This is a genomic window from Pseudalkalibacillus sp. A8, assembly GCF_045920555.1.
In the GTDB taxonomy this organism is placed as follows: domain Bacteria; phylum Bacillota; class Bacilli; order Bacillales; family Fictibacillaceae; genus Pseudalkalibacillus.
This window is the reverse complement of record NZ_CP174509.1, coordinates 3196892-3217579: the sequence shown is the minus strand read 5'-3', so window position 1 is coordinate 3217579 and position 20688 is coordinate 3196892. Positions and strand designations below refer to the sequence as shown.

Sequence of the window (20688 nt, the reverse complement as noted above, 5' to 3'; positions counted from 1 at the left end):
TGTTTCACTTCTTACTTTTTATTGTAGCATCACAATATTATATCGGCGATTTTTGAAATTTATCGGCGGAAATCCCGATTTATCTGCGATTCTGGAATTATATCGGCGATTTTTGATAAATATCGGCCAATCGCGCTTATTCGACAATTCCAATACAAAAAACATGTGAGAGCTTCATGCCCACCCTCACATGTCTTCTGTTACCCCAACCTGAAGATGATTCCGTGACCGCCTTTCGGATAGACCCAGTCGATGTTTTCGTGCGGACATCCGATTCGGCAGCTTCCGCATTCGTGACAGCCTTCGTAACCGATATGCATCCTGATGTCCTCCCATTTGTAGATTTCTGCAGGGCAGAAAATCGTACAAATTTTATCCGGGCAGTCTGTCATACAGATCTCTGGATTTTTTACATGGAGATGAGACTTCGTATCAGCGTTGAAACGGACAAGGTATTGTTTTTCCTCGATTGACTGTCCCTTTTTCTTCTCTTCGCTCATTATTTCATCACCCTCCAAGCTCGATAAGCGTCTCGAGCAATTTTGATTTTTTCCCGAGGTGAGCCAATGTCCTTCCAGATTTTCTTTTGCTTTTCCCATTTCGACTTTCCATCTACTGTAAACATCTGACTTGCTGCCCGGTTGACCATAGGGATGTATTGATCGAAGTACTGAGGGAATTTATCGAAATGATGGGTTGAATCTTTATATTTTTTCATATCTTGACCTACGAAACTATTCATCAACTTGACGCGGTACCGGTCTAACAACGCTTCTGAAAAATCACCAGCTTGCATGGCTAATAGAATCGTTTCTGCTGCAATTCGGCCGGATGTCATGGCAAGGTTGGAACCTTCACGATGGATCGCGTTGACGAGCTGGGCAGCATCACCAACGACAATGACCCCATCACCTACGACCTTGCCCATTGATTTATAACCTCCCTCAGGAATGAGATGAGCCAAGTATTCCTGTTGCTCGCTTCCTTGAAGATATGGGCGGATCATTGGATGATTTTTGACATATTCCAAAAGTTCGTATGGTCTAATTTTATGCTTGATGAGCCCGGATAATAACGTACCTACGCCGATGCTTAACGAGTCTTTATTCGTATAAAGGAAGCCGGTCCCAAGGATCCCTTTAGTCGCATCGCCAAATAACTCTATCGTACATCCCTGGTTCGGTTCGAGATTGAACCGGTCCTCGATGATTTTTTTATCCAATTTTAAAATTTCCATTGTCGCAAGAGCGACTTCATCTGGTCTGTACTCTTTATGAAAACCGAGTGATTTTGCCAATAATGAATTGACCCCATCGGCGAGCACGACGACATCTGCGTATACATCTCCACCAGGCCGATCGGTCCGGACACCGACCACTCTTCCTTCTTCAACGATACATTCTGTTACCACTGTTTCATTGATCAGTAAAGCGCCTTTTTCGACAGCTTTGGAAGCAAACCATTGATCGAACTTAGCACGCAATACAGTAAAGTTGTTGTATGGCTCCTTCCCCCATTCCAAACCTTTATATCCAAACGTTACTGCGGATTCCTTATCCATCATCATGAATCGCTGTTCGACGATCGGACGTTCTAAAGGAGCTTCTTTATAGAATTCTGGGATGACGTCCTCCATCATTTGGCGATAGAGAACACCACCCATGACGTTTTTTGAGCCTGGATATTCTCCGCGTTCAATTAGAATCACTTTTGCGCCGCCCTTGGCGAGCTCATACGCACAGGCAATTCCAGCTGGACCCGCTCCGACAACGATACAATCAAACCTCTCCGACATGGTTGACCTCCTCTTTCGCTATTGCTTGACTGAATTGTTCAACTAATAGCGGTATGATTTCGAAGGCGTCCCCGACGATACCATAGTGGCAGGCTTCGAAAATCGGAGCATCAGGATCTTTATTGATGGCAATGATCATACTGGAGTTTTTCATACCGACAAGATGTTGAATCGCACCGGAGATTCCGATCGCAAAATAAATCTTTGGAGTAACGGTTACCCCTGTCTGCCCAACCTGATGATGATGCTCGATCCATCCAGCTTCAACGACATCCCGGCTTGCACCGACAGCTCCTCCAAGCGTCTCTGCCAATCGGTGTATCAGCTGGAATCCTTCAGTACTTCCCAATCCTTTACCACCAGCAACGATGATGTCCGCTTCGTCAATTCTGACTTTTTTTGTGGTTGCTCGAACGATTTCCAGCACCTTCGTCCGGATATCTTCTTCTTTTATATCAATCTTTTCTTCTATCAATTTCCCTGTCCTTCCAGGTTCCTTTTCCAGTGCTTTCATCACTTTTGGCCTTACGGTCGCCATTTGCGGACGGTATTTTTTACAAAGGATCGTCGCCATGATGTTCCCGCCGAATGCAGGTCTGCTAGCAAGTAGCAAGCCGGTATCTTCTTCGACATCCAATTCCGTAGTATCTGCGGTCAATCCTGTCGGCAAGTCAGTTGCTACAGCGCTTGCCAAGTCTTTGCCGGTTGAGGTAGCCCCGAATAGAATGATTTCAGGCTTATACGTTTCACAACAATGCAGGAGTGCTTTCATGTAAGATTCTGTACGATAAACATTGAAAATCGGTTGGTCATAAACATAAACAATATCTGCTCCATACTCGAATACAGTGGATGCAAGAGCTGTCACTTGACTGCCGATGATTACACCAGCAAGCTCTACCCTTCGTTTATCGGCCAACTGCCTTCCAGCACCTAACAACTCAAGCGATACGGTGGCGATTGTACCTTCTTGTTCCTCTATAAAAACCCATACACCATGATAATCTTCGAGATTCATCAATATCCCCCTTTCGCTTGAAATAATTCGTTCTTTTCTAAAATGACCGAGAGAATTTGATCCACTTGATCCTTTGGAGTCCCCTCGAATATTTTTCCCCCTTCAGGTTTCGGCGGTGCCCAAACCTTTGCCACAATGGTTGGGGAACCTTTCAGTCCAAGCTGTTTGATATTTACATCCTCCAATTCATCTACAGACCAGATGTGTGGTTCATATCTTGCGGCTTTGACCATATTAGGGAAAGAGGAGTAAGGGACTTCATTGATCTCTTTTTCAACGGATAGTAAGCATGGAAGACTTGATTGGATCACTTCGTAGCCATCTTCAATCTTACGGTGAACGATGATATGGCCCTCTTCTTGATTTACGGCCTCGACCTTTTTTACCGATGTGAGAGGTGGAATATCAAGACGACGTGCAATACCGGGTCCAACTTGTCCAGTATCACCATCAATGGTCATCTTTCCGCATAAAATGAGGTCTACTGGTTTGATTTTCTGAATTTTATCCAAAGCTTTGGTAAGGGCATAACTGGTTGCAAGTGTATCCGCTCCGGCAAACCTTCGATCTGATATCATGTACCCCTCATCTGCCCCGATTTCGATACATTTCTTGATAGCTTTTACTGCAGGTGGTGGCCCCATCGTCAAAACCGAAACGATTCCACCATATCTCTTTTTGATGCGTACCGCTTCCTCAACGGCGTGTGCATCATAAGGATTTAGAATTGCAGGTGCACTTGCCCGATCCATCGTGTTCGTCTTCGGATTCATCTTGATGATTTTCGTATCAGGCACTTGCTTGATGCAAGCGACGATATGCAGCATTTGACACCTCTCCTTTACTACGAAAATCGCTGATTTGTTAAAATGCTTAGTTCGCCTATCTACTCCTACTATATTTAAGAGTTAGAGGATACATGCTGATTTTTACCGATGAATCTCTTAAAGTAGCCTATTTTTAAAAGCCGCTTATAAAGAATTGAGGATAGTAGATTAAATTGGCTTAATATTTTGAACTTTCGAATAACTGATGTATAATTTTTGATAAAGATAGAGATGGTAGGGCTTCAGGGTGGTTCAACTTGAAAGGTGGTGGTTGATAAGAGATCTTTAGTGGTGGTATCAAGTCCTTTGTGTCACGGAACGATGTATGGAGGTGAAATATCATGAAAGAAACTCAACAGGATTTAACACGTAAGCAAAAAGAATATTGGAAGAAAAATACCCGACTGATCAGTATCTTATTGGTGATCTGGGCACTTGTTTCTTTAGTCGCTGCGATTATCCTTGCAAAGCCTCTAAGTAGTATTCAATTCTTTGGTGTTCCATTGGCATTTTGGTTTGCACAGCAGGGATCGATCATTATTTTTCTAATCTTAATTTTTTATTATGCAAAAAGGATGGATAAGCTGGATAAGGAGTATGACGTCCAAGAAGTAATTTTAACTGAAGAATCAACCTCTAAAGACAAGGGGGTATCGACATGAGTGTAGAAGCACTGACGCTTACCCTCGTTGTCATTACATTTGCCATCTATTTGTATATCGGATGGCGGTCGAAAGTAAAAGATACAAGCAACTTCTTCGTAGCCGGTAAAGATATTCCTGCCGCAGCGAATGGTGCGGCGATTGCAGCAGACTGGATGTCCGCAGCCTCATTCATTTCGATGGCTGGACTGATATCGTTCTTAGGTTATGATGGAACAATCTATCTGATGGGCTGGACAGGTGGATACGTTCTACTTGCTCTTTTACTTGCACCTTATCTTAGAAAGTTTGGGCGCTATACAGTGCCGGATTTCATCGGTGATCGTTATTATTCGAATGGTGCCCGTGCAGTAGCTGCAGTAGCCACGCTCTTTATTTCCCTTACATACGTAGCGGGTCAGATGCGTGGTGTGGGAATTGTTTTCAGCCGTTATTTACAAGTGGATATCATTGTCGGGGTACTGATAGGCATGGCGATTGTAGCTTTCTTTGCTGTACTTGGCGGTATGAAAGGGATCACTTGGACACAGGTTGTCCAGTATACGATTCTGATCGTGGCCTTTCTGATCCCGGCAATTGCCATTTCGTTCAAGTTGACTGGGAATCCAGTGCCGCAGTTTGCATTAACGTTCAGTGACATTGCTAGAGAGCTGAGTGTGTTACAGGTTGAATTAGGCTTGAAGGAGTATGTTGCCCCATTTACGAACATGTCGGCACTGAATGTCTTTGCTGTTACCCTGGCACTTATGATCGGTACAGCCGGACTGCCACACGTCATCATCCGTTTCTATACGGTCAAAAGTGTCCGTGCAGCACGATGGTCAGCAGGGTGGGCTTTACTTTTCATCGCCCTCCTTTATACAACTGCACCTGCAATCGGAGTATTTGCAAAATACAACCTGATCAACAGCTTTAATGATCAATCAATTGAGCAAGTTCGTGAAGAAGCCTGGGTGACCAAATGGGAGGAAACAGGTCTCCTGACATTGGAAGATAAAAACGGTGATGGGGTCTTGGCATTCTCTTCTGATACTGCAGTTAATGAGGTGAGCATCGATCCAGACATCATCGTCCTTTCCACCCCTGAAGTAGCTGAGCTTGCCCCATTCGTGATTGCACTGGTTGCTGCCGGGGGACTTGCAGCAGCCCTATCGACTGCTTCTGGTCTTCTGCTCGCAATGTCAAGTGCGGTATCTCATGATATCTATTATCGGATCTATAGGCCGAACGCAACTGAACAGCAGCGTTTGAAAGTTGGCCGGATCATGATTTTCCTTGCTGTCATAGTCGCTGGTTATTTTGGCATCAACCCACCAGGATTCGTCGGTGAGGTTGTTGCGTTTGCATTCGGTTTGGCCGCTGCGAGCTTATTCCCTGCCATTCTCTTAGGAATTTTTGATCAAAGGATGAATCGTGAAGGGGCGATCTGGGGAATTTCTGTAGGTTTGGCTTTTACTGTGATCATGATATTACTAATGCGTTCACCACAAGTTTTCGGAACAGAAACACCAGTAATCGAGAGCTTCCTTGGAATAAATGCCCAAGGAATCGGTGTTATCGGAGCACTTCTGAACTTTGTCATTTCTTTCATCGTTTCAAGACGTACAGCTCCTCCACCGGAAGAGATCCAACAGATGGTGGAAGATATCCGTGTTCCTAAAGTGATGGATAAGACCGGTTAAGAAATAAACGGGGCTGGCTAAAAAGCCTTTTTAAAGAGGAAAACCCACGGAGAAAAAATGAAACTTCTTCATGGGTTTATCCTTCTTGAGTTCAACGATGTACATGAACATCCATTCCGTTATTTTGACAAAATGGTGTGATATGAAAAATTAGAGGACATCTAATCCTTTATTTAGGTTAAAGACTGTTGATTTTTGGTGGATGTAACCAAATAAGGTCTATGGTGTCCTCTATTTTAGTAAAACATGGGGTTTTTAAGCAAATAAGTCCCCTAAAAATTTTTGTGGAAACTTTTGAGCTACCCTTATAATACATAAGCGTTTTGGCTAAGTTTTTTTATACAGGAGGATTTTTTATGACAACATTTTTTGGAATCGTGACATTAGGGCTATATATGTTCCAGCCATATTTAGATTTGAAAGTTATACGTAAAGCCCTTGGGATTGCTCTTTTCTTAGAATTATTCTATTTGATCGGGCATTTCCTTGCAGGTTGGCCCTTCCCGACTCCCACAGTCATCTTTCAAATCATCATAGTCACAGGTCTTGGAGTCGCATTAGGGGTTATATACTCCAGGATCTGGCCACTCCCGCGTAATAAAGGATTTGAACGGATCATGCGCACATTATTAATTGTCATTCCTTCTCTAGGTATAGGAGTAGGACTGCAACTGATTCTCCAAGGGAACCATCCGACCCAAGCCATCTACCTCATGTTTGCTTTATCAGCATGGTTGGGGTCCGGCCATTTTATTAAACACGAAACAAAAGAGACTCACTCAGGGATTGGGAAGTCAGCCCTGAAATGACGTCTTTTAAGCTTGGAATGCTGCTATCAAATCTTTGGTATACAGATGCCTGTTACGGGCAAACAAATCTTGTCTTTTAAATCGATCAACGAATTGACCATTTTTCATGACTAAAATTCGTTGGCTTCTAAAATTGACCGCTGATAGATCATGTGAAATAAAAAGGTAAAAGCTGCCCCATTTTTTCTTGAAGGTCTTTAAGCAAGTTCAAAATCTTTGCTTGGATGGAAACATCTAGACTGGCAGTCGGTTCATCAAGTATGATAAGATCCGGTTCTATTCCGCCTCTAAAAGGGACACCAGAAAGGTTACTGACAATTTAATGAAAGACGGGGGAGTTTGATGAGACTAGTTGGGCTGGATTCTTATGAGGATAGTTGATGCATTCATGGCTTTCCAGATTACATCATAGCGATTCAACAAATGGACAGTTCCAAGACGCCAATTTTTGCCAGACAGATGTTTGTACTTTTCTCCCTGTACTTTTGATGCAGTTTCAATGACAGTAATAATTTGAACTTATCTTTCGGAGTCCCTTTCTTTTCTATAGGTCCCTCCCATTGTTAATAACCACTCAGACATAGTGAATCAATTGCTGACTGCTGCATAGATAAATGGAGGCAATGGATCATTGATATTGGTCCATTCTAGCTCCATTTCTTCCTAGGTCAAAATACATTGATCCAGTGTCTTTTCGATAATATTTCGTTCCACTAAACGACTGAAAAAATGAAACATCATTGGAAATCTGATAAATAATACAACTTATTATGGTAAAAATAGGGATGATTGAATATACACATAAAGGAGAAATCGACTTGAACATAAGACACATTGTAGCTTTACTATCGAAATTCCTGTTCGTTGTATGTATTGCTTATGTTACGTTAACTATCTTTTTCGGGGTGCCGATCGGAAATATACTGTGGATGTCAGCATTGATCACAGTTGTGGGATATCCAATAGGTGATTTATATGTATTGAAGAAATTAGGTAATTTCATTGCTACGATAATTGATTTCGGGTTGGTTTTTTTCGTATTTTGGTTGTTCGCAGACCATTACATCGAATCACCAGCGAACCAATTATTCGGTGCTGCACTTGCGGCCCTGTTCATTTCGATATCAGAGTTTGTGTATCATATCTTCATCGAAGTGTCGAATCCATTGCGTCCTTCCAAAGCGGATGTCACAGATCCTAATGGACAAAAATTTGCCACCGAAGTCGGTGAAGAGTTCACTCCATCCGAAGATGATTTAATGAATGAAACTCGGAATGAAAAGAACAAGTGATCCTACTAGGTTCACTTGTTCTTTTTGAGACTTCTTCTAAATGTAAAGTTGACTCTGTTGACTTTCCCATCAATCAAACTTCGTTCTGTAAAATCAACCATCTCATGATTATCGACGATCATGACTGTTGATGACCGAGTTCCATATTGATCCGTTTCAATGAATATAGACGATAGCTTTTCTTCCCAATCTATCCCGATTCCCGTATCAGGCAACTCGTTCCTGACTGCCCGATCTCTGTTAGCAAGAAGTTGAAACAGACACTCTTTATCAATGGTACTTGATGTATCTATACATCGCTTCAAATCTGTCTTCCCTCTTTCCACTTTCGGCCATGGAGTATCGAGAAAATGATTACTCAGCCCATAGATCCCTGGAGACAACTCTTTAACTTCATTCTGGATGTTTGAGTAATACCATAAAGAATCTTTATTCCCTAAAATTAGATTGAATCCCTGATAGCTGGCCCGCTGTTTTTTTATACTATGCAAAAATGCTTCAGTGTCTTTGTTAGAAGATAAATAATCCCGGATGATCTGGCCTCTTGAGATTTTATTTTCCTTTGATTCCTCAGGATCGCGATAATTTGTCAATGCTGCAAATCGTCCATCAGTCGATACACCCATCCACGTCCCCATTTGCTTCAAGTCCCTCCCAGCCAAAATCGTTGGCTCATCCTCCCAGAAATGTGCCTGGGCTGTAGGTCTTTCATAAAATTCATCCCGATTCGCTGCTACAACAAGCGGATGATCAAGGTGTTTTTTAAAAGCGAAATATAAGACGCACATCGGTTTGATTCCCTTCGTATTTATGAATTCTTCAATATGGTTTCCTATGGGGTCAAGTTGCACTCTAAGTAGTTAGAAAGTAATAAAAATGATCTGTATCTTTCTTGTATCCGAATTTCTCATAAAGATGTTGAGCACCTATATTATCTTCAGCTGTCTCTAAAAGGATACCTGATGAACCTGTCTGATGAGACAGTTCTTTAGCCTTGGATAGTAGCTTTTCTCCTATACCTTGCCTTCTGAATTCCTGATCCACATATAAATCATTCAACAACCACTGTCTTTTCAAACCTACGGATGTAAATATCGGATATAGCTGGACAAATCCCATAGCTGTCTTGGATTCACATTCCTCCAGAGCTAAATAGATCACCGACTCTTCATTTTCAATTCGCTCTTGCAGAAATGCTTTGCTAGCTTCATAATCAGAAGGTTTTCCGTAAAAAACGCGATACTTATTGAATAGTTCAGCGAGCTTGTCCAAATCCTTGAGCGTGGCTTTTATTACCATTACCTGCAACTCCTTTTTAAAGTATATAAATATATAAAAAAGGCAACCCCTTTAATTATGGTTGCCCCAGGTTATACAAAGCAAGTTTTACGCTTTCTTTATAAGCAGCTTTACTGCCTTGAATATAATGACGGCTGCAAAAACGATAACAGTTATAATTCCAATAACGTTCAACGCCGAACTGAAGCTTTCTAAAAATGTACCAGCCAATGACACTTCCAACAGGAGGAAACCAGCGACCAAAGCAGCGAAATACGTTAAGATTCCGTCCATCTCTGCCACTCCTTCCTTTCGTTGTTAAAATAAAAAAGGTAAGTGGTGAATTTTATGATGAAAATACTAAAAATATTCATTTATTTAAACAAGGAATCTGAAGTGACATAATGTGAGTATAGGAATTTAGGTTTATTTAGACAAAAAAGGCTATCGTTCAGATAACCTTTGTAGAATGATATTTAGGATCCTTCTCCTTCACTTATTACACCGCATGCCACACGATCCCCAGCATCTCCTGAGGGCTGTGACTGATGATCATCTGCTTTTTTATGGATGATCAAACTAGTTCCATCAGAAGCAATCAATGAGTTTTCTTCTCCGCTTTTTAATGTGACCTTATCATTGATTACTTTAGCTTTTATAGTTCCATCTTCCTCCACTTCAAGGTTTTCGAGATCTCCTGCATGTGGACCATCCTCATGTTCAGCGCCGTGACTAGCATCAGTAGGATTGAAATGCCCTTCGGCTGATTCGAAATCAGGCCCCTCACAAACCCCCTTTTCGTGAATATGGAATCCATGCTTCCCAGGTGAAAGATTAGAAGCTTTGATGTTGATGACTACTCCTGATAAATGCTGTTCAAGGTCTGCTGTGCCAACCTTTTCACCTTTTCCGTTCTTAAGTTCGACTGAGATTGGAATCACTTCATCCCTGGTATTTCCTTCGTTTTCTTTACCACTTAATGAAGTATCATCAGAATTCTTTTCTGAATCGGTTCCTTCATCAGAATTTGTGCCACATGCCCCGAGCAACAAAAGGACCATTATCATAAGGAACAAAGTTAACCAACGTTTCATAGCTATACCCCCTTACATGTTGTGTTATAATTCCGTTCACACAATCATGAGAGATTAAACTTATTTACGAGAATTTAGGCTAAATGCCTCATTAGCATCAAATAAAACAGTAGTAAGGATTTGATTTTTCCTTATATAATATCTATGTCGTTCCATTCAGGATCATATCGATATAGAGACAGGTCTACTTTATTTTGCTTATTAAATTGTATTCCCTCTTGCTTAAGTGCAGCCATTTGTTCGTTGTTGTGCTCTTCATCCTGAATTGCAACTTCCCCTTTGGCATTGATGACTCGATGCCAAGGCAATCCATATCTCTGGCTCATCGAGTGAAGGATACGTACGACTTGCCTAGCTCCTCTTGGGTTTCCTGCCAATTTTGAAATTTGCCCATAAGTCATTACTTTACCTGCAGGTATATGTTGAATAATATGAACGACTTTTTCAGTAAATGGCTGCATGATAGTTTCCCTCCTCTATTTTTATTTAAATATCCCAGTATACATTTATATAATATAAAAGTTGAACAGTCCAATCTACCCCATTATGTCTATCCCTTTTTAACCTTTAATGTAGGAGTTTCGTAATTTTGTGCAGGACGGCTTTCTATGATCAGCGAAATTCGCGACACTCCTGCAGGAAAAGCGTGCCAGTCGTGACCCAGCGACCTACTATTTAAGGATCTTCGAGTAAAATAATGAACTTCGCGAGTAAAATAATGAACTTCGACTAAATACCACCACGTCCTGTGGTGAACGTCGAAGTCAGTACATCCTGTACAAGTACGTCCTGCGCCTGCGGTTACTCGGCGCAAAACTACAAGGATGAAATGAAAAGTCCGTGATCTTGTGGTGAACGTCGAAGCCAGCATAAGGAAAGCTTCTAAGAATTCTCATCGAGACACGAAAATGATTTCATTTTTGTGTTGACATCCTCTGCAAGTGAGGAGGCTTGCGGATTCGCCAACGGAAAGGGAGTGAAATTCGCAAATATCAACAATGAAGTATAAAAGAACCAAAGGAAAAAGGGCTGACATTTAGGTCAACCCCTTATCTTCACACAGGAAGTTTTTCACCTGACTTCTTCAATTGTATCATCACATTATTAATGATCTTCAGACCGATATCTCCTTCAGTACTTACGATGGATTCAGGATGAAATTGTACAGCGGTGATAGGAAGGTCCTTATGCTCGATTGCCATAGGTATTTCATCTTGCGAATGTCCGGTCAATGTCAGACAGTCTGGAATCTGTTCAGCATAAATGGAATGATACCTGCTTGCATTGAATTGTTCAGGTAATCCATCGAACATCGCGTTAGGATTCAACTGAGTAATGATTGATGTTTTACCGTGCTGCGGGTAATCCAACAACCCTAGCTTCCCTCCAAAATATTCGACAATGCCTTGAAACCCGAGACAAACTCCGAAGATAGGAATCTTACTTTCCAAACATAACCTTATAGTTTTTGATACATCGAATTTGGAAGGACTCCCAGGACCAGGTGAAAGTACAACCAAATCAAAACTCCCCGATTTTTGCAGCAGTTCGCGGGCTTGTACGGCTCGGTACGTAACCACATTTGCACCAGTCTGCTTGAAATAGTTCGCTAACGTATGGACAAACGAATCCTCATGGTCAACTATTAAAACGTTTTTGGAATCACCATATGACTGTACCTCCTGATCCCCTTTTTGCAATAGAGGTTCACGGATCGCCTTTAGAAGCCCGGCAGCTTTGGTCAGCGTCTCCTGTTCTTCGTCCTCAGGAATCGAATCATAAAGCAAGGTAGCACCGACCCTGATTTCAGCCAACTGATTTTTTAAACATATCGTCCTTAATGTCAATCCAGTATTCAAATCGCCATTGAAGCTATACCAGCCAACGGCACCTCCATACCAGCCCCGTGGTGAATCTTCGTGTTCTTCGATCCAATTGATTGCTGCTTTTTTCGGAGCCCCGGTCACGGTGACGGCCCACATATGGGTCAAAAAAGCATCGAGCGCATCAAATTCGGGTCGTAGATACCCCTCCACATGGTCGACAGTATGGATCAAGTGAGAGTACATCTCAATCTGTCTTCTCCCGATGACATTCACGGAACCAGGGAGACAGATCCTCGATTTGTCATTTCTGTCTACATCCGTGCACATGGTAAGTTCTTCTTCATCTTTTTTCGAATTCAGCAGCTTTCGGATTTGATCAGCGTCTTCCAATGCATTTTTACCCCGTTTGATGGTACCAGATATCGGACATGTTTCAATACGGTTCCCTTCTACACGGACATACATTTCCGGTGAAGACCCCACCAAATGTTCCACACCTAGATTGATGATGAAACCATAAGGACTGGGATTGATTTGCTGAAGTCTTTCAAACACTTCTGATGGGGCTGATTCGCATTTCTCATACAAGGTTTGGGATGGAACAACCTCAAACATATCTCCTTGCCTGAAACGTTCTCGAGCTTGCTCCACCAGACCTGCATATCTTCCTGGTTGATATTTTTTTATTTTTGTATTTCGATTGGGTTGAACAGGAATTGGAGAACCGGTTCGTTGCAATCCATCCGTATTGATTGAATCATATTGAAAGTCATAGGATAATTCATAACCATAATTTGATTGATGGTCGACGACAACAATTTGATCTGGAAGAAATAGCTTTATATCCGAATCGTCATAAGATCGGCTTCGTTTATGCTTGATAGGCTCGAATTGGAAAACCAAATCATATCCGAACGCACCATAAAGGCCTAAAAAGGAATCCTCATTCGAAAAGAAAATGTCCTTAATTGCACGTATGACAGTGAATATGGACGGTTTCCTGCTGCGTTCTTCCTCTGAATAGTTTCCTTCTGTTTGTAAGATTGAGGCCCTTATCAGAGATTCACTCTTTTCAACTTCTTCAATTTCTGCCTTCTGACTCAAAGTGTCACCTATCATCTGTAGTAACAACTTACCTCGATAATTTAAAGCCTCGATTGAGAAATCCAATCCTTTGGCTCTTATTTCAAGAGGAGGATTGATGAACCCTACATCCCATCTTGAATAACGGCCGGGATATTCATACCGGCTCGAATACAAGGCTCCTTTATATTTATCGATTTCCATTAAAATCTGGTCAACAGCTTCATCAGGGCTGAGTGATTTTTGTGCTCGCGTAATCTTTATCCCACCTGCTGTTTCGTACTCTTTAACTTCTGTATATGGTGCTCTGGAATAATGTTGCAATTCTATACCTCCTTTTGAAAAGGAGACATGGGAAAGATTCATCTCTCGTCCTCATCATGTCTCTACTCTGCTCATCTCTTATTTATATCAAATTTCAATTTACGCTTGCCTCTTCTTTTGTGAACGACGATATATAAGCTCTGAACGCCTCTTGCCAACTATCCGGATGTTCCCTGTAAAGTTGGTGAACTTTTCGTATGATGGAACTTCCAATGATGACACCATCACAGACTTTCCCCACTTCTACGAATTGCTTACGTGTTGAAATCCCGAAACCTAATGCTACAGGAATATCCGTAAAGGATCTGGCTTCTCGCAACAATCTCTTCGTTTCTGGGTGGAAATCCTTTCGTTCACCTGTTACACCAAGAGAGGAAACACAGTACAGGAAACCCTGTGATTCTTGCGCAATTTGGTACAATCGCTCTGGTGATGTCGTCGGAGCGACTAATGAAATATAGCTGATTTGTTCTTCCTTGCAACGTTGTCTTAGCGATTCACTCTCCTCAAAAGGCAAGTCCGGAATCAATAATCCATCGACATCATTTTCTTTAGCCAGCTGGAAGAAAATTTCTTGCCCTAATTGAAGGAACGGATTGATGTACGTGAAAATCAGTACGGGTATTTCAAGACCTCTGTTTCGCATCTTCTTCACAAGCTGCATCGCTTTTTCAATTGTCATTCCCTTTGCTCGTTTTGCTGATTCTTGAATGACAGGTCCATCTGCTAGTGGATCTGAATAAGGAATTCCTAACTCTAAGACGTCAGCCCCTTCTTCCTGTAAAAGAAGTGCCAAATCGATTGTATTTTCAGGTGATGGGTCACCAGCCATGATAAATGGGATAAACAAAGGTTTTGGTTTATTTTTCAGATTCTCAAACCGCGTGCTCATTGCTGGTCCCCCTCCATTACTTTCATGATCGTCCCTACATCTTTATCGCCACGCCCTGAAAGGCACACAACAATTGATTGATTCTGCTCCATTTCTGCAGCTTCTTTAAAAGCTTGCGCCATAGCGTGGGCACTTTCAATTGCGGGCAGAATCCCTTCTTCTTCAGATAAAATTTTCAAAGCTTCGACCGCCTCATCATCAGTGATCGTTTTATAGGTAACCCGTTTCGAATCTGCAAGAAAGGCATGTTCAGGCCCGACACCTGGGTAATCAAGCCCTGCAGAAATCGAATAAGGCTCGATGATCTGACCGTTCAAGTCCTGATTCAAGAATGTCATTGACCCATGCAGGACACCTATTGAACCTGTCGTAATCGATGCAGCATGCTCACCAGTTTCGATTCCATGCCCACCCGCTTCAACGCCGATGAGGTCCACCTTATCCTCTAAAAATGGATGGAACATGCCCATTGCATTGCTTCCACCGCCAACACATGCGACAATCCTGTCAGGTAACTTTCCTTCAAGTGTAGTATGTTGTTGTTTTGTTTCGACACCGATGATTCTTTGCAGGTTTCGGACGATGTAGGGGTATGGATGCGGTCCTACAACTGATCCTATGCAATAAAACGTATCTTGTACTGCACCTGCCCAGTATCGGATCGCTTCATTCGTAGCATCCTTCAATGTCTTACTTCCGCTTTGCACCGAGATTACCTCAGCCCCTAGCAGTTTCATGCGGAACACATTCAACGATTGCCGTTCCACATCCTCTTCTCCCATGAAAACTTTGCAGGTCAATCCGTACCTCGCGCACGCAGTAGCCACTGCAACGCCGTGTTGACCCGCGCCTGTTTCAGCTACCACTTTGCTTTTCCCCATACGCTTTGCTAACAGAACCTGGCCGATAGCGTTGTTGATTTTATGTGCTCCTGTATGGTTCAAATCTTCACGCTTCAAATAAATACGTGCCCCCCCAAAACGTTTCGTGCTATTCTCTGCATACGTAAGTGGAGTAGGTCTTCCTGAATAATGGGTCAATTCATGATCCAGCTCTTCTATAAAATCTTCATCCTCCATTGCACTATTGAATGCTTCTTCCAATTCCTCCAAAGCAAACATCAGGGTTTCAGGAACATAGCGGCCACCGAATTGGCCAAAACGTCCTCTAAGATCTGGATAAGTGGTCTGCATTTATATCCATCCTCTCTATAAGATCATTGATGAGTCGAGGGCTTTTCCGTTCGTTTTCTTCTACCCCACTCGATAAATCGATTCCAGTCGGTTTGTATGTCAAACATTCCTTTATATTAGAAGGTTTTATCCCTCCAGCGATGAAGCAACCCTTTTTCATCTTTTCCGCTTTTTCCACATAAGATGGGATGGCTTTCCAATCGAAGGTAATGCCAGTTCCACCCCATTTTCCTTTTACTTTTGTATCGATGACGTATCCGTTTACAACACTACAGTAATCTTCCATATGTGTAAGCGTTACTTCACTATGCGTTAATGCCTTCCATATTTCAATGCCGAAGTTTTCTCTTACTTCACTGACATAAGATTTCGATTCGTTTCCGTGAAGTTGAATGACATCGAGTTGGACAAGCTTCAGTGTCTTCTCGATTTCCGTGAGAGTCGGGTTAACAAATACACCGACATGTTTTAGTTTTGAATCGGGATTGATCCATTTGCCCACTTCCTCCGGTGAAATATAACGCTTGCTGTCTGTAAATATAAAGCCTGCGTAATCCGCACTGGATTTTTCGACAACTTCATAATCTTCCTGTCCACGCATCCCGCAAATTTTCAAATAAGGCATTCATTGATTCTCCTCAAACAATCTATCGATACATTGTGTAATCGAGTCGGCTCTCATCAGGGTTTCACCGACTAAAATGCCAGATGCGCCAGCCGCATGGACATGATTCACATCCTCTGAAGTCTTGATCCCACTCTCACTGATGAATGGGATGCCTTGCGGAATGTAAGCTGCTATTTCACTGGTATGGGCTACCGAGGTATTGAATGTATTCAAATCCCGATTATTGATCCCGAGAAGATCCGGTATAAATTGATAGAGAACCTCTTCCACTTCAGCTTTCGAGTGGACCTCCAGCAATACTTCAAGACCCTGCTCTTTGGCACAAAGGTATAATTCTTTCGCCTGAATTGGATCCAGGATTGCCTGGATCAATAATATTGCATCAGCCCCAATTGATTTGCTCTCTTCAATCTGTGCAGGATCAATGATGAAATCCTTCCGCAGCACAGGAAGATCGACTGCTTGTTTTATTTGTGTCAAATAATCAGGATGTCCTTTAAAATACGTTTGGTCTGTCAAAACTGAGATTGCATCCGCTTTTGCATTCTCATACGCTTTTGCAATCTCCACAGGACGAAAATCTTCACGGATGATTCCTTTTGAAGGCGATGCTTTTTTGACTTCAGCAATCAGTCCAATATTCCGATCACTGTTGATCATCGCCCTTTTTAACGAGCGGTTAGTGAATGTGCGTTTCTGAAATGAGCTCGGATACTTCGAAACTTCATTCTTTTTCGTTTCAACGATCTGTTCAAGCATAGAATCTCTCCTGTACGTGGGTCATGTTGTTATAGTGACGCTCGACCAAGCCTGACTCGATGGCTTCCCTTACAATCGGTACAGCGGTTTTAAAATCAACGGCTTTATCTGCAGCAACTAGTCCTGCAGCTCCATTAAGAATGACGATATTTTTAGCCGCCAAATTCGAGCTGTTGCTGAAAACCTTTCTTATGAGCTCGGCACTTGCTTCCGGTGAGTCGACTTGAATATCTTTTAAATGGCTTGTTGAGAGTCCAACGTCCTCTGGATGGATTTTATAGGTTTTAATTCGATTAGGGGTAACTTCCAGGATGCTTGTTGTTGTCGTAATCGTGCACTCATCCAGTCCATCATCCCCTGAAACGATCATCGCTTTTTTAATACCCAACCGTTGGACAACCTCTGCCATTTTAGAAGCCAACTGAGAATCATAGACTCCAATTAATTGACGATGACACCCAGCCGGATTACACAATGGACCTAAAATATTGAACACCGTACGGAATCCAATTTCTTTCCGAGGACCTATCGCATGCTTCATTGCGGGATGATAAAGCGGTGCAAACAGAAAAGTCATCGAATGCTCTTTCAACGCTCTCATTGCCTCTTCGACCCCAGATTGGGTTGGCATATTCAGTCGTTCAAGTACATCTGCACTTCCGCTTTTAGAAGAAAAGGACCGATTCCCATGCTTAGCGACTTTCACGCCAAGAGAAGCCATGACAATAGCCGAAGCTGTAGAAATGTTGAATGTTCCGGAACCATCTCCTCCTGTTCCGCAAGTATCTACTGTATCATGTAAATTAACCGGAAAAGCAATTGCGTGTTTGCGCATTGACTTTGCAAATCCAGTCAGTTCTTCGACTGTTTCTCCCCGCATTTTTAATAATGTCAATAAGCTGGCGATCTGACTTGAAGTGACGTTACCGCTCATAATTTGATCCATGATTGATTGTGCTTCGCGTTGTGAAAATGTTGCTCCATCCATTGCATTTTTTAAATGGGTTTTAATCATGTGAAAGCTCCTTCCGATCCGTTATTTTTTTAAAATGGGTTGGATCAAAAGAAGTTCAAGGTGGAATAAAGCTAACAATTTGAAGGTTATTGAAAGACATCTCTATCACGCTCCTTTAATGGAGTACTGATAGAGCTGAGGTTAAAATATATGAAGGTATAAATAAAAATCCCTTGGACATAAGGGTGCCCAAGGAATCGTTTCCTGTAAAACGTACCTTAGCTCTCCTCAACTCTCTCAAACTCTACTCTAATCTCATCTCAACTAATCGTCTGACTATTAAAAACTTATACCTATACTATTAAAGAACCTCAGTATTTGTCAAGAGTAAAAAAGAATAAAAAAATATAGACTTAAATCCAATGAAATTGTCATAAATCTTATAAAAAGCCAGCGTATTTCCAGAAGCCTTGCCTGTTATAATGACTTTGGGATAATTTCTGTACAAGTGATCCACAGAGTCTAAGAAACTACGATGTATTGGAGTTGAAGCTTTGATGAATATGTTAAGAACGTTTCGAATCGTCGGTTACTCAGAGGGAATTTCTTTTCTCCTCTTGTTAGGTATCGCAATGCCCTTGAAATATATGTTCGATTATCCAATGGCAGTTACGGTTGTCGGTGCGATCCATGGGGGGTTATTCGTCCTCTATTGTATGATGGTCGTGTATTTGAAATTCAATCAGAACTGGAGCTTCACGAAAGCGGCTTTGGGAATTCTCGCCTCTGTCCTCCCGTTCGGTCCATTTGTGTTCGATGCGAAAGCTGTAAGAGGTTGAGAGTAGACCTCACTGAATACCTTACAACCGATTTCCCGGCTTATAAAAGTACTTAGGAATAATATTGTTGATATTAATTCATCAACTTTTATCAGGTTGACGTATTTCTGATTATTGAAATTCATGAATTGCACCAAAATAAAAATAATTGCATCAGGTGCCCCTAATGGTGCTACAAAAAAAACACACCGCAAAGAATGGAGGCCACTGAAAAAGTCCAATATTCTAAATATCAGCCCATCTTTTTTCCATTATCGGAAGAAAGATGGGCTTTACGGCGAAAATGCGTCAATAAACTGGAATCAATAACCTCATCTTCCGGCGCCATCTTCAGAAAGAACTTAAAAGACATGTCAACCCGTGCACGATCCACAAGGTCCGCGTCGGATAATTTATAAATCGTTTTTAAGAGAAGGTATTTGAACATACGAATCGGATGCACGGCGTTTCGTCCGTTATCATGGCAATACTTATTTTTCAACTCATGGTAGACAAATGAAAAATCAACAAGTTCGTTGAACGTTTAAAAGACAATATCTTATTGATCTTTTGATTGGAAAAACGGTCGAGATCGCTATTGAAAAAAACATCATTCAATCCAAATCAATCATTGTGGACGCCACTCATACGAAAGCGAAGTACAATCAACTGACACCGCAAGAAATACTCCGTAATCGATCCAAAAAGGTTCGAAAAGAGATCTATTCGATTGATGAATCCATGAAAGAAAAGTTCCCGAAAAAGCCCCAAGCGGATACAATTGAAGCCGAAATCGATTATACTCAAAAGCTTGTTGAGGTAATCGACAAAGAACCCACGTTGAAAGAATACCCCAGAGTGAAAGAACCTCTGAACCTCTTAAAGGAAACTGTGGAGGATGACATCGAGTTCCTTGAACACTCCGAGGACCCTGACGCCCGTGTGTTGGCCACAAATCAGCGGACTCCTCATTCTTTGGGTATAAGACCCACCTGGCGATGAGTGAAGAGCGCATTATTACCGCAGCGACAGTTACAACAGGAGAAAAAAATGATGGGAAACAACTCGAAACCTTGATTCAAAAAAGTAAAGAATGTGGTATGGACATCGACACCATTATTGGGGACACTGCTTATTCCGAGAAGGACAACCTGAAATATATTTCTGATCACCAGATAAAATGAGTGGCGAAACTGAACCCCACCGTTTCTCATGGAAACCGTAAAGAAGAGGATGAATTCGAGTTCAATAAGGACGCAGGTATGTATGTGTGTCCCGTAGGTCATATGGCGATTCGAAAAGCGAAACAAGGAAAGAAAAACCAGAGTAAGAACCAGAAGATGACGTATTATTTTGATGTGGAAAAGTGTAAACGATGCTCATTAAGAGACGGTTGTTATACACCGGGGGCGAAAACGAAAACGTATTCCGTAAGTATAAAATCGGCAGAACATACGAACCAACTTGAATACCAAAATAGTGAGGAGTTTAAAGAAAAGGCTAAGCAGCGATATAAGATCGAGGCAAAGAATAGTGAATTAAAGCATAGACACGGATATGAGGTAGCCTCATCTTCGGGTCTTGAAGGTATGCATATACAAGGTGCGATGGCAATCTTCGCTGTTAATTTAAAAAGAATCCAAAAGCTGATGAAATAAAAAGGGGCAAGATATTCCGTCTCGTTTCAAAAAAACAGCTGTTTTGGTGAAAAATGAATCCGAAACAGCTGTTTTTCGTGAGAAACCAAGTGAAA

20 protein-coding genes and 3 pseudogenes are annotated in these 20688 nt (G+C 41.9%); 6 read left to right on the top strand and 17 right to left on the bottom strand.

The genetic code is table 11. The features are described from left to right. Positions 1 to 200: 200 nt before the first annotated feature. The 4 genes from ACJROX_RS16590 to ACJROX_RS16575 are packed head-to-tail and all read right to left on the bottom strand — an operon-like array spanning position 201 to position 3640. Entirely contained in the window at positions 201 to 500 is a 300-nt protein-coding gene (locus ACJROX_RS16590) for a ferredoxin family protein (protein WP_225064517.1), read from the bottom strand. Then, a complete protein-coding gene (locus ACJROX_RS16585; RefSeq protein ID WP_408006323.1) occupies positions 500 to 1795 on the bottom strand; it encodes an FAD-dependent oxidoreductase in 1296 nt (431 codons plus the stop codon). Before ACJROX_RS16585 ends, ACJROX_RS16590 begins: the two co-directional genes overlap by 1 nt. Beyond that, positions 1779 to 2813, bottom strand: a complete 1035-nt coding sequence (locus tag ACJROX_RS16580; protein WP_408006322.1) for an electron transfer flavoprotein subunit alpha/FixB family protein — start codon at positions 2811 to 2813, stop codon at positions 1779 to 1781. Before ACJROX_RS16580 ends, ACJROX_RS16585 begins: the two co-directional genes overlap by 17 nt. After that, the gene (locus ACJROX_RS16575) at positions 2813 to 3640 is read right to left on the bottom strand and encodes an electron transfer flavoprotein subunit beta/FixA family protein (protein ID WP_408006321.1); all 828 of its coding nucleotides are present in this window, start codon (positions 3638 to 3640) and stop codon (positions 2813 to 2815) included. The genes ACJROX_RS16580 and ACJROX_RS16575 overlap by 1 nt, the downstream gene beginning before the upstream one ends. Positions 3641 to 3981: 341 nt before the next feature. Here ACJROX_RS16575 and ACJROX_RS16570 point away from each other — a divergent pair, with 341 nt between their 5' ends. The 3 genes from ACJROX_RS16570 (at position 3982) to ACJROX_RS16560 (ending at position 6793) form a co-directional block, all read left to right on the top strand. After that, a complete protein-coding gene (locus ACJROX_RS16570) occupies positions 3982 to 4302 on the top strand; it encodes a DUF4212 domain-containing protein (protein WP_408006320.1) in 321 nt (106 codons plus the stop codon). After that, positions 4299 to 5984 (top strand): sodium:solute symporter family protein, encoded by a 1686-nt coding sequence (locus tag ACJROX_RS16565; RefSeq protein ID WP_408006319.1) that lies wholly within the window; start codon positions 4299 to 4301, stop codon positions 5982 to 5984. Before ACJROX_RS16570 ends, ACJROX_RS16565 begins: the two co-directional genes overlap by 4 nt. 356 nt (positions 5985 to 6340) lie before the next feature. After that, positions 6341 to 6793, top strand: a complete 453-nt coding sequence (locus ACJROX_RS16560) for a hypothetical protein (RefSeq protein WP_408006318.1) — start codon at positions 6341 to 6343, stop codon at positions 6791 to 6793. 6 nt (positions 6794 to 6799) lie between these two features. Here the strand turns inward: ACJROX_RS16560 and ACJROX_RS16555 are convergent. Further along, positions 6800 to 7073: pseudogene (locus ACJROX_RS16555) on the bottom strand (ABC transporter ATP-binding protein); the annotation flags it as partial. Positions 7074 to 7611: 538 nt separating this feature from the next. Between ACJROX_RS16555 and ACJROX_RS16550 the strand changes: the two are divergent. Then, on the top strand, positions 7612 to 8085 hold the full coding sequence (locus tag ACJROX_RS16550) for a YndM family protein (RefSeq protein WP_408006317.1): 474 nt from the start codon (positions 7612 to 7614) through the stop codon (positions 8083 to 8085). Between the two features lie 11 nt (positions 8086 to 8096). Here the strand turns inward: ACJROX_RS16550 and ACJROX_RS16545 are convergent, their stop codons facing one another. The 11 genes from ACJROX_RS16545 to trpD form a co-directional block, all read right to left on the bottom strand. Next, entirely contained in the window at positions 8097 to 8873 is a 777-nt protein-coding gene (locus ACJROX_RS16545; RefSeq protein ID WP_408006316.1) for an NRDE family protein, read from the bottom strand. Between the two features lie 64 nt (positions 8874 to 8937). Next, positions 8938 to 9384, bottom strand: a complete 447-nt coding sequence (locus ACJROX_RS16540) for a GNAT family N-acetyltransferase (protein ID WP_408006315.1) — start codon at positions 9382 to 9384, stop codon at positions 8938 to 8940. A gap of 87 nt (positions 9385 to 9471) precedes the next feature. Next, a complete protein-coding gene (locus ACJROX_RS16535) occupies positions 9472 to 9657 on the bottom strand; it encodes a hypothetical protein (protein ID WP_408006314.1) in 186 nt (61 codons plus the stop codon). Between the two features lie 182 nt (positions 9658 to 9839). Continuing rightward, a complete protein-coding gene (locus ACJROX_RS16530) occupies positions 9840 to 10457 on the bottom strand; it encodes a superoxide dismutase family protein (RefSeq protein WP_408006313.1) in 618 nt (205 codons plus the stop codon). 131 nt (positions 10458 to 10588) lie between these two features. Continuing rightward, positions 10589 to 10918: an MGMT family protein gene (locus ACJROX_RS16525; protein ID WP_408006312.1), complete on the bottom strand. Its 330-nt coding sequence runs from the start codon at positions 10916 to 10918 to the stop codon at positions 10589 to 10591. A gap of 594 nt (positions 10919 to 11512) precedes the next feature. Continuing rightward, positions 11513 to 13690 (bottom strand): anthranilate synthase component I, encoded by a 2178-nt coding sequence (locus ACJROX_RS16520; RefSeq protein ID WP_408006311.1) that lies wholly within the window; start codon positions 13688 to 13690, stop codon positions 11513 to 11515. Positions 13691 to 13784: 94 nt separating this feature from the next. Continuing rightward, on the bottom strand, positions 13785 to 14582 hold the full coding sequence (trpA, locus tag ACJROX_RS16515; protein WP_408006310.1) for a tryptophan synthase subunit alpha: 798 nt from the start codon (positions 14580 to 14582) through the stop codon (positions 13785 to 13787). Further along, the gene (trpB, locus tag ACJROX_RS16510; protein WP_408006309.1) at positions 14579 to 15775 is read right to left on the bottom strand and encodes a tryptophan synthase subunit beta; all 1197 of its coding nucleotides are present in this window, start codon (positions 15773 to 15775) and stop codon (positions 14579 to 14581) included. Before trpB ends, trpA begins: the two co-directional genes overlap by 4 nt. Beyond that, a complete protein-coding gene (locus ACJROX_RS16505) occupies positions 15750 to 16400 on the bottom strand; it encodes a phosphoribosylanthranilate isomerase (protein ID WP_408006308.1) in 651 nt (216 codons plus the stop codon). Before ACJROX_RS16505 ends, trpB begins: the two co-directional genes overlap by 26 nt. Then, complete coding sequence (gene trpC / locus ACJROX_RS16500; RefSeq protein WP_408006307.1) at positions 16401 to 17162, bottom strand: indole-3-glycerol phosphate synthase TrpC; 762 nt, start codon at positions 17160 to 17162, stop codon at positions 16401 to 16403. It abuts the gene before it with no gap. Further along, positions 17155 to 18177 (bottom strand): anthranilate phosphoribosyltransferase, encoded by a 1023-nt coding sequence (gene trpD / locus ACJROX_RS16495; RefSeq protein ID WP_408006306.1) that lies wholly within the window; start codon positions 18175 to 18177, stop codon positions 17155 to 17157. The genes trpC and trpD overlap by 8 nt, the downstream gene beginning before the upstream one ends. A gap of 497 nt (positions 18178 to 18674) precedes the next feature. On the opposite strand from trpD, the gene ACJROX_RS16490 reads away from it, so the two are divergent. After that, a complete protein-coding gene (locus tag ACJROX_RS16490; RefSeq protein ID WP_408006305.1) occupies positions 18675 to 18956 on the top strand; it encodes a DUF3817 domain-containing protein in 282 nt (93 codons plus the stop codon). A gap of 274 nt (positions 18957 to 19230) precedes the next feature. Here ACJROX_RS16490 and ACJROX_RS16485 read toward each other — a convergent pair. Then, a pseudogene (locus tag ACJROX_RS16485) lies at positions 19231 to 19470 on the bottom strand (transposase); the annotation flags it as partial. A 23-nt stretch (positions 19471 to 19493) separates the two neighbouring features. Between ACJROX_RS16485 and ACJROX_RS16480 the strand changes: the two are divergent. Next, a pseudogene (locus tag ACJROX_RS16480) lies at positions 19494 to 20593 on the top strand (transposase); the annotation flags it as partial. Between the last annotated feature and the right edge of the window lie 95 nt (positions 20594 to 20688).